This window comes from Clostridium gasigenes, assembly GCF_900104115.1.
In the GTDB taxonomy this organism is placed as follows: Bacteria; Bacillota; Clostridia; order Clostridiales; family Clostridiaceae; genus Clostridium; species Clostridium gasigenes.
In genome coordinates, this window is sequence record NZ_FNJM01000031.1 from 1,499 (window position 1) to 11,543 (window position 10,045).

General features: G+C 29.1%; 14 protein-coding genes, 1 pseudogene and 1 riboswitch. Of the genes and pseudogenes, 1 reads left to right on the top strand and 14 read right to left on the bottom strand.

The features are described 5' to 3' along the window. The 14 genes and pseudogenes from BLS77_RS19015 to BLS77_RS19070 form a co-directional block, all read right to left on the bottom strand. Window positions 1-373, bottom strand: a pseudogene (locus tag BLS77_RS19015) (hypothetical protein); the annotation flags it as partial. 322 nt (window positions 374-695) lie between these two features. After that, window positions 696-1,130, bottom strand: coding sequence for a hypothetical protein (locus BLS77_RS19020; protein ID WP_089973697.1), 435 nt, complete (start codon window positions 1,128-1,130; stop codon window positions 696-698). A 336-nt stretch (window positions 1,131-1,466) separates the two neighbouring features. Continuing rightward, complete coding sequence (locus BLS77_RS20110) at window positions 1,467-1,613, bottom strand: hypothetical protein (RefSeq protein WP_089973699.1); 147 nt, start codon at window positions 1,611-1,613, stop codon at window positions 1,467-1,469. Between the two features lie 263 nt (window positions 1,614-1,876). Further along, on the bottom strand, window positions 1,877-2,653 hold the full coding sequence (locus BLS77_RS19030) for an ABC transporter ATP-binding protein (RefSeq protein WP_089973700.1): 777 nt from the start codon (window positions 2,651-2,653) through the stop codon (window positions 1,877-1,879). Next, a complete protein-coding gene (locus BLS77_RS19035) occupies window positions 2,653-3,741 on the bottom strand; it encodes a FecCD family ABC transporter permease (RefSeq protein ID WP_089973703.1) in 1,089 nt (362 codons plus the stop codon). Before BLS77_RS19035 ends, BLS77_RS19030 begins: the two co-directional genes overlap by 1 nt. Window positions 3,742-3,743: 2 nt before the next feature. Further along, window positions 3,744-4,757, bottom strand: coding sequence for an ABC transporter substrate-binding protein (locus BLS77_RS19040; protein WP_089973705.1), 1,014 nt, complete (start codon window positions 4,755-4,757; stop codon window positions 3,744-3,746). A 58-nt stretch (window positions 4,758-4,815) separates the two neighbouring features. Beyond that, entirely contained in the window at window positions 4,816-5,136 is a 321-nt protein-coding gene (locus BLS77_RS19045; protein ID WP_089973708.1) for a CGGC domain-containing protein, read from the bottom strand. A gap of 120 nt (window positions 5,137-5,256) precedes the next feature. After that, window positions 5,257-5,443, bottom strand: a riboswitch (cobalamin riboswitch). A gap of 54 nt (window positions 5,444-5,497) precedes the next feature. Next, window positions 5,498-6,007: an MATE family efflux transporter gene (locus BLS77_RS20440; RefSeq protein WP_341423503.1), complete on the bottom strand. Its 510-nt coding sequence runs from the start codon at window positions 6,005-6,007 to the stop codon at window positions 5,498-5,500. 8 nt (window positions 6,008-6,015) lie between these two features. After that, complete coding sequence (locus BLS77_RS20445; protein ID WP_242874035.1) at window positions 6,016-6,870, bottom strand: MATE family efflux transporter; 855 nt, start codon at window positions 6,868-6,870, stop codon at window positions 6,016-6,018. Window positions 6,871-7,022: 152 nt separating this feature from the next. Further along, window positions 7,023-7,439, bottom strand: coding sequence for a hypothetical protein (locus BLS77_RS19055; protein ID WP_242874036.1), 417 nt, complete (start codon window positions 7,437-7,439; stop codon window positions 7,023-7,025). After that, a complete protein-coding gene (locus tag BLS77_RS20450) occupies window positions 7,429-7,581 on the bottom strand; it encodes a hypothetical protein (RefSeq protein ID WP_242874037.1) in 153 nt (50 codons plus the stop codon). Before BLS77_RS20450 ends, BLS77_RS19055 begins: the two co-directional genes overlap by 11 nt. A 215-nt stretch (window positions 7,582-7,796) precedes the next feature. Continuing rightward, the gene (locus tag BLS77_RS19060; RefSeq protein ID WP_089973710.1) at window positions 7,797-8,579 is read right to left on the bottom strand and encodes a hypothetical protein; all 783 of its coding nucleotides are present in this window, start codon (window positions 8,577-8,579) and stop codon (window positions 7,797-7,799) included. Beyond that, window positions 8,573-9,274: an ABC transporter ATP-binding protein gene (locus BLS77_RS19065; RefSeq protein ID WP_089973713.1), complete on the bottom strand. Its 702-nt coding sequence runs from the start codon at window positions 9,272-9,274 to the stop codon at window positions 8,573-8,575. The genes BLS77_RS19060 and BLS77_RS19065 overlap by 7 nt, the downstream gene beginning before the upstream one ends. Further along, window positions 9,267-9,641, bottom strand: a complete 375-nt coding sequence (locus tag BLS77_RS19070; RefSeq protein WP_089973715.1) for a GntR family transcriptional regulator — start codon at window positions 9,639-9,641, stop codon at window positions 9,267-9,269. Before BLS77_RS19070 ends, BLS77_RS19065 begins: the two co-directional genes overlap by 8 nt. Before the next feature lie 209 nt (window positions 9,642-9,850). Between BLS77_RS19070 and BLS77_RS19075 the strand changes: the two genes are divergently transcribed. Further along, window positions 9,851-10,045: HTH domain-containing protein (locus BLS77_RS19075; RefSeq protein WP_341423502.1), on the top strand; the 195-nt coding region annotated here is incomplete at its 3' end.

Genomic DNA, 10,045 nt, shown 5'->3' on the forward strand with positions numbered 1-10,045 from the left:
CTCCTGTTACTCCTGTTACTCCTGTTACTCCTGTTACTCCTGTTGCTCCAGTTGCTCCAGTTTGTCCAGTTTGTCCAGTTTGTCCAGTTTGTCCAGTTTGTCCAGTTTGTCCAGTTTGTCCAGTTACTCCAGTTACTCCAGTTACTCCAGTTACTCCAGTTCGCCCAGTTGCTCCAGTTGCTCCAGTTACTCCAGTTGCTCCAGTACAACAAGGTCCTGTTGATCCTGTTGCTCCCGTTGCTCCTGTTGCTCCTGTTGCTCCTGTTGCTCCCGTTGCTATACATTTGGGCTGGCAAGGTTGACAACAATCGAATCTGTCCCTATAATTAGGATAACTTATATCCCCGTCAGAACTATATCTGTAATTACTCATAATAGACACCTCCCTCATTAATAATATTTTTTTTATTTAATATGCTGATATTTTTTTATATCTTCATATTGTCTATACATAGTATGCAGATATTTTGTTTTGCGTTACATAGTTATGTTAATACATGTCTAAATTAGAAAAAATATAGATTATAACAGCCTAACGCTGCTAGACAATGTCATCACCAATAAGAAAACTGCAATAAAGTTTTTAACTCTATCGCAGTTTCATCATCAAAATGATTCTATTTTAAACACTACTTGTACCTGGGATATTTACGCGACCTTAGGCGCGTTTGCTACTTCTTAATTTTTTAATAAGGTCAGTAATATCTTCGTTGTACTTGCTTTGTAAAACCATAATCAATAATTACTGGTATTCCATCAATTATACCCCAACTACTTTTCTTACATAAATCTGCCAATAATAAATTATACTTCCACTGAATAGTCTGTATTCCCTTCAATCTAATAAATTCCCTACTATTACTAACATTGAAATATTTCAATACATGTGAAAAACTATTTATTGTGTCAGCCTTCTTCATTATCAGAAACTTGAAATCTCCTGAAACTTCTATAACCTCTGCAAATAAATTTGAATTATCATTAAATGAGATCTGATACTCAACATGATTTTGTGCAATTCCTGCTATATTTTTTGCTACCTTTATTACATATCCATTTCCCAAATCGAATACTTTTCGGCCAGAACCTGAGCCAATATATCTATAAACCATTTGTTTCATCCCCAACATACTTTGCTTAAATTTATCACTCGTTTCGAATACCTGATTTCTAATAATTTAATTTAAGCTATTAGCAAATATTCTATATACTATATTATTCAGTTTATAGTTAATGGGTTCATATTTTTAGCCTATAATATTACTATTTCAATAAATATTTTTTGTTTGTGTATTTGATAACACATCCATCTGATATACTTATAAAAAAACTACAATAAAGGTTTAGCTCTATTGCAGTTTCATCACTGATATTATTTTAACCACTACTTGTACCTCGAATATTTTAAAACCCCTAGAGTCTTTACGCAATCTTAGTTAGGCTCGTTTGCTAATAATGAATTTAAATTAAACCTTCGTTTTTTTATTCCTAACTGGCTTATATTCATACTTACTTTCATCTTGTTCATTAATATATTCATAACCATTTTGTTCACTTTTTTTTAATCCTAATGAAGCCATTTGCTTTTTAGTTACAGTTAATTTATTGCTCATAATATAGTCACTCCCTAAATTTTTATTTTGAATAAATTTAAATCTCTATCGTATTAAATATTATATATCTAATCTCTTGATTATTTTTTCCTAAACTTTTGTATATATTCTATTAAATATTTTCATCTTACTCAAAATATATCAATCCAAGGAAATAGTGTACATTTATTCAATTAATAAACTTAGAATATATAACTCAATCTCCAATAAAAAACTACAATAAAGTTTTAACTTTATTGTAGTTTCATAATTAAAATTAACTCTCATATTTTTTTATAGTAGGGCTTATAAATAATATTTATAAGCCCTGTTTCTTCATCATCTATAATTTTAGCATCAACCTCATACAAAGATTTTATTAATTCTGTGGTTAAGACTTCCTTCGGTGTTCCAACCTTAACAATTTTACCTGCTTTTAGGGCATAAACTTTATCACAATATAAAGCAACAATATTTAAATCATGAATAGCTGCTATAACTGTAACACCAATTTCTTTTACAGTATCCATAAACTGAAGCTGATACTTTATATCTAGATGATTTGTAGGTTCATCTAGAATAAGACACTCTGTTTTTTGTGCTAATGCCCTTGCAAGAATTATTCTTTGCTTTTCTCCCCCTGATAAACTTGAGAAGTTTCGTTTAGCATAATCTATCATACCTACCTTTTTTAAAGACTCTTCCATGATTCTATAATCGTAAACATTATCTTTTTCTATAAATTTTTTATGTGGTGACCGTCCCATTAGAACTATATCTGAAACAGTAAAATCAAAATTATAATTATTATGTTGAGATACCACAGCCATTTTTCTTGCACTTTCTTTCATAGAAAAATCCTTGCTATTTTTATCATCTAACAATATAGCTCCTGTAGACGGCTGCAGAGTTCTATATATACATTTTAAAAATGTACTTTTGCCACTACCATTAGGCCCTATAATACCTACAAATTCTTTTTTCTTTGCATGAATACTTAAGCCTTTCAATATGTGACTCCCACCTAAATAAGCTTCTATATCTAAAGTCTTTACCTCCATCAAGCATTACCTCCAAATCCATATGATTTACTTACCATAAGATATATAAAACTTGGTGCACCTATCATAGAAATTAATATTCCTATTGGAAGTTCACTTCCTTGTATTATAATTCTTGATAAAACATCTGCCCAAACCAAAAATATAGCTCCTACTAATGCTGATAATAGAATAATTCTTTTATGATCTGTTCCAAATATCATTCTTACAAGATGGGGAATAATGAGCCCCACAAACCCAATCATACCTGATGCATATACTATGAATCCAATTACAACAGATGTAATTATAAGATAAAATTGTCTATACTTTTGCAAATCTGTACCTAAAGTTATAGAAACTTCATCACCAAGCAGCATTAAATTAAGCGTTCTATATTGCGTTATAAAAAACAATGTAGATATTATTACAACAGGAAGAATTATTCTTATATTTTGCCATTTTGCACCTGCAAGGCTTCCCATTAGCCAATATGTTATACTCTGCATGCCATCTCTATTATTAGCAAAGTATACAATAAAGCTTGAAAATGCTGAACATACAGTACTTAATGCCATCCCCGCTAGCAAAAGCTTTGTTGAATTAGCCCTTCCATTTACATTTGCAAGGGTTAATACAAGTATTGATATTGCAAATGCTCCAATGAAAGCACATATTCCTACATAATTACTGCCAAAAAAGACCCCAACCCCAAGCAAAATTGCTAATGTAGCCCCAAGAGATGCCCCTGAAGAAATACCTAATATATATGGATCTGCTAGGGGGTTTTGCACAATCGCTTGCATTATGACCCCTGATACGGAAAGGCCTATACCTACAGCAACTGCTAACATAATTCTTGGGAGCCTTATAAACCAAACAATATCATGGACAGGCCCACTTGATAAAAGTTTTGCATCTCCAATACTAAATAGTTTGTACATTATAATTTCATATACATCTTTTATAGAAATCTCAACTGAGCCCATAGTTACTGTTATTAAAATAGAAAAAATCAAAAAAAATACAAGTATAATGGAAACCCCTATATAAGTAGGCGTTCCATTTAGCAAAGAATTTTGTGTCTTATTTTTATAAATTCTTTTCATTTTTATTTATCCTCATATAATTCAGGATATAAACCCTTTGAAATTGTCTTTATACCGTCTAAAGTTCTAATACCACTAGCATAAACTTCACTTAGCATTATAGGGTGAACACGTTCTGACTTTATTGCTGAAATACTTGAAAGACCTTCATTAGTCATAATACTTTTTAATGCAGATTCTTTATCAATTTCCTTACCATAGTAAACAGTAAAAATCACATCTGGATTAAGCTTTATCAAATCTTCATTTCCCATTTTCCCACTTGATTTTGCTACTAAATTTGCTCCAACCCCCTTTGCAATATCACCGCCAATACTATCTTCTCCATAAATTCTATATACACCATCTTTTTCTACTTCCAAAATAACTGTTTTAACAGCTTCTTTTTCCTTAACCAAATCCTTTACTTTTTCAATTTCTTTTTTCATGTTATTAACAATCTCATTAGCTTTATTTTCTACATTGAAAATTTTACCTATGTTTAAAATATCATCATATTCATTTTGTAGACTATCTGGTTTAATAACACCGCTGTTTTGTGCCATATATGTATTTATACCTCTTTCATGCCAAAAACCTACATCTCCAAGTTTTTTTTCAGAAAATAGAGAATACCAACCTAATATAAAATCAGGTTCTAATCCAATAACCTCTTCTTTTGTAGGTGTTTTTTCATAATGTTTTAACTTACTAAATTCACTTTTATATTCATCTTTAACATCATGATCCAATCCAGACACTCCAATTATTTTATCCTGTAATCCTAATGCTAATAATGTTTCTATTGAATTCTGATATACTGCAATAACTTTTTCTGGTGATTTTTCAAAAGTAACTTTAACAGGATTTTTAGCATAATCATATGTTGTAATTGTAACAGGATAATGTGCTAACTGTTCATTACTATTTTCTACTTTAGTTTCTGTTTTAGGTGCTGTTGTTGCATCCTCATTACCACATCCGGTTATTCCAAATGCCATTAACCCTATTAAAATCATACTTATTATCTTTTTCATTTAATTTTCTCTCCTTTATTCATCCCTTGTATACTACAATAAATACTTCTTAATATTTTTAATGAGTACCTTCTACCACTTCTATATTATATTTTTTAAATATCTCTTTTATTTCTTCTGTTCTTTGAATTTTACACTTAACAATACAAACACCAAGGTGGAGCTTTTGAACCCCTTCTTGTCCTAATTTTCTAGCGATATTTATCAAGTTTTCATCAGAATTACTTGAACATAAATCACATGTAAAAAATGACATAAGTTCTAAATTTTCATTTTTATATATACTAAAGTTTTTCTCTCTGTTATTTAAAGCTTTAAAGCATCCCATGGTTGTACATATTCCATTTATTTTTTCACAGACTCCGATAGCTATCTTCATTTTTACCTCCTATAAAATAAATTATTCCAAAAAAAATGATAACCTTTTAACAACAGTTAAAAGGCTATCAATTGAAAAAAATATTTTTCAAACGTTTCCCCCCCTATCACTCGTAGAGTTGTCATCACATTAAAATAGGCAGGTCTTCTGGCTTAAGTATCAACACTCCTGCAGTCTTCCCAGTTTCCCAGTGACATATTACAAGAACTCCTCTATTACAGCGGCGGGACCGCGTGGGATTAAAACCCACTTCCCTTTTAATTAACAGATATTAAATACCTGTTAAACCTATTTTTGTATATTCAATTTTACAATTTTATTTTATCATATTACAATTACATTAATCAAATAAATTTTAGTTCTATATTACTTCAAATTCCTCAAAATCTCTGGTTACATCTTTAACCCATTTTCCACTAGTAACCCTAAATATACTTACTATAGATTTCAATACTTCATCTGACTTAATAATAAAGAAAACTATAACTATTGGTAATTTAAATACGAATGCAGCTAAGAATCCTCCTGGAATTGCAACTAACCACATAAATATAATGTCATTAACAAGAACAAACTTAGCGTCCCCACCACCTCTAAGAACTCCCATCATCATATTAACTCCAAGTGATTGAAAAACAACTATTATAGACGTTACTTTCATTATCTCCATGGCTATCATTTTAGTATCGTCTGTTACATTATATAAATTAACAACTACCGGTCTTATAAGATATATAATTATTCCCGCTATCATTCCCATAGCAATACTAAAAACTCCAATAGTAAATGCATATTCTACCGCCGCCTCTTTCTTCCCTTCCCCAATTGTATTTCCTACTATGACTGCTGCTGCATTAGATAATCCAAATATAAATACAGTTACAAATTGATGCCCACTGTATTTATGCTATTTGCTGCTACTATATCCGTACCCAGCCTCCCTACTATAATAGAAATCATAGATGCTCCTGTTGACCAAAGTAACTCATTAAATAATACAGGAGTACAAATCTTAATAAAATCTTTTAGCATTAACTTATCAATTTTTAATAAGTGTTTTATTTTAATCCTTATTTTCTCTTCATAAAAAGCAATGAATATTAATACTATTGCAAACTCAATAATTCTTGCAATTACCGTTGCTATTGCAGCTCCCTTAATGCCAAGTTTTGGAGCACCCAAGTTACCAAAAATAAGCACCCAATTAAGGAAAGCATTAACTATTAATGAAATACTATATACTACTATTGATATTCTTACAGTTTTAACAGAACGAAGAATCATAATTGTACAATTTGTTACTGCATAGAACAGATATCCTATGCAAATAATTTTTAAATAGCTTGCTCCAGCTTTAATCACAGCTGAATCTGCTGTAAATATACTCATAAATTGTTTTGGAATAAATACTCCTATCCCAATAAATATAAGAGTTATCCCAATACATACTCTATACATTATTGATAATATTTTATGAATAGATTTTTTGTCACCTTTCCCAAAGTACTGTGAAATCATAATGTTTGATCCACCAGCTAGTCCAAACATTAATATCATAAGTATAAAGAACAGATTATTTGCAATTGCAACTGCTGATAGTTGAACCTCGCCTAATGATCCAACCATAATAGTATCAATCATACTAACAGCAAATGTAATAATATTTTGTATCGCTATTGGTAATGAAATACTTAAAAGTAATTTATAAAACTTCCTGTCTTTTGTTATTTTCATCATTATTTTCACCTGATCTACAGTTTTTATTTATAATATATTTTTCGAAGCAATATTTTGCTCACAAACAAACGCTTGTATTCTAACTAATCCTAGCTTTTTAAAATCCAATTTAATTTTCCCCCAAATATTTTAAATTACAAATATCCCCTTTAGGCATGAGATAAGATAGGAAACATTAACTTATCTACGCTAAATATATTACGCTCTATACCTTTTACAAAAAGTGTAGTATCCTCATCTTTAAATAATCTTTCTTCATAAAAAAGATTTTCATTTGGGGTAAACCCTAAAATGACTTCTTTTATTTCATCATTAATTATTTCATCAATGATAATATCTAATTTAATATCTTTAGTACTAAAAATATCTTGTACATATAATTTATTTTCATCAAACTCTGCAATAACTACAGTATTATAATCCTCAAGATAATAAATACTATCTTTCATAAATGATGTACAATAAAACATTACAAGAGATGTACAATCTAACATTTTAACTTTAGAAAAAGATATTCTATTATTAACTATGTTATAAAGTAATTCTCTTTGGTTTTTATTTGACATATCCATCTTTGTACCATTGCTCAAAATCTATACCAAAAGTTTTTCTTGCCAGATTATTAAAGCTAGTTCTTAATATTCGATTATTTTTATAATCAGGAATATACCTATATTGCTTACCTTCTATCTCCAAATATTCTCTCATTTTTTACTCCCACTTATATCAATATTTTTTATTTACTATATAAATTAATCTTTTTATCTATATTTTATTATTAATTTTCCAATTACTCAACCTATTAAATTTTTATCAAATAAAAATAAGCCACAAACTATATAAATAGTCTATGGCTCATTAAATATTTACTTATTTCTTTAAATTATATCTCTTTAATGCAATAGCCCTTGCTATTATTGAATCTACTCTAAATTCAATTTATTTTTAATAATATAATTGCATGCTATAAAAAATACTATTCCGAATAAAATCTCACAAACTAATAAAATATGGATAGTGCCCATAAAATTACTCCCATTATCCATAAGACTAGGATCATTAGCAATAAACATAATTGCTTGTATAACTGTTTTAATAGTACCAATTATCATATTTAACACTATAAAAGATCCAAAAGATGCAAGAATTCTATTTTTGTTAAATAGGTGTCCTATTGATATTGATAGATATAATATTAAAATACTTGATATCATTAATACAAATGCATATAAAATTAATTCTAGCACAAATCCATAATATTCTTGCGGTAAATAACCTGTAAACTCAGCAAAATTAGCAAATAAATCCGTGAACATACCTTTTGAAAATGCCATTATAATTATAGATAAAACTGCTACAATTCCACTAACAATAATCCAAATAATTGAAGTTCCAAGTTTACTTAAAATATTCATCCAAGTTGGAACTGGTAATGTATTCATCAAGTATCCTTCATCACCTAATAAATTTTTATAAAATCTTTGTACAATTACGAAAAATGTTATAATAAATATTGCTACCATAGTACATCCATAGGCAAATATAGTTATCATTACTGGAATACCACCTAATAACTCACTATTAGCGTTATTATTAATTCCCATAAATAACTTATTTATAAGTGCAAGCATTAATAATGCAATATATAGTGGTATAAGTGTTCTTGCCGTAGATTTTAATTCGTACTTAATTAATTTTCCTAACATTTAAATACCTCCCTAAACAATGCATCAACAGTTTTGCCTTCTTCTTCTCTTATTTCATCTACACTTTTACATAATGTAACAGTTCCATATGAAATAAAGATTACATCATCAAGTATTTGTTCTATATCAGAAATTAAATGTGTTGAAATAACTACTGTAGCATTTTCATTATAATTATTAATTATTGTATTTAAAATATACTCTCTCGCTGCAGGATCTACTCCTGCAATTGGCTCATCTAATAAATATAAATCAGCTTCCCTACTCATAACTAATATAAGTTGAACTTTTTCCTTTGTTCCTTTTGACATTGTCTTTAATTTATCTTTTGGATCTATATTTAATCTCTTTAACATATCATAAGCTTTCTCGGAATTAAAATCCTCATAAAAATCTTCAAAGAAATTAATTATGTCAGAAACCTTCATCCACTCATTAAGATAAGTCCTTTCCGGTAAATATGAGACTATTTTTTTAGTTTCAACCCCTGGCTTTTTACCTGCTATTAATATTTCTCCACTTGTTGCTGTTAAAAGTCCATTGGCAAGTTTTATAAGTGTACTTTTCCCGCTTCCATTTGGTCCAAGCAAACCAACTATTCTCCCCTTATCTATTCTTAAGTCTATTCCTTTTAATGCTTCTTTGCTTCCAAAGCTCTTCACTAAATTTCTACACTCTAATATAGGATCACTCATTATTATTCCCCTCCCCTAATTCTTTTAAAATAATTATACTTTCTTCCTTGTTAAAACCTATACTTTCCATACTTCTTAGAAACTTTTCTGATTGTTCTGTTGCCAAATATTTTTTTAATTTTTCAATCTTTAGTATATCATCTGTAATAAATCTTCCACTGGTTGTTTGACTCTGAACTATCCCTGTTTTTTCTAGCTCACTTAAAGCTTTTTGCATTGTATTAGGATTCACAGATGCTTCGCTTGCCATATCTCTTACTGACGGTAACCTTCCACCAGCTTTATACAATCCAGATATTATTCTTAATTGGATTTGTTCAATTAATTGTAAATATATTGGTCTATCATCCTTAAATTCCCACGGCATAATCTCACCCCTTTGTATTAATATCTTAATACAATATTATACCATTTTATGTATATTGTCAAATTATTTAAACAAAAAACTGCAATAGGATTTTAAACTGGTACCTATAGAATGGACAGTTAGAAAAAAAGTGCTAAACATTTATTTAACTGACTCTATTTTATAGGGTCTTTTTTTATTGTAAAATATTTTAAAGGAGGATTGTAGTTATGGGAAGAATCTATTTTACAGATGAACAATTGAAAGATTTATCAGTAAATCCATTTGTAAAAAAAGCTAGTAATAAAGCTATTACTTATACAGATGAATTTAAGGAGTATTATGTTTCTGAATATAATACCGGGAAAATGCCATTAGAAATACTACGGAATGCAGGATTTGATGTTAAGGCTTTAGGAAAACAG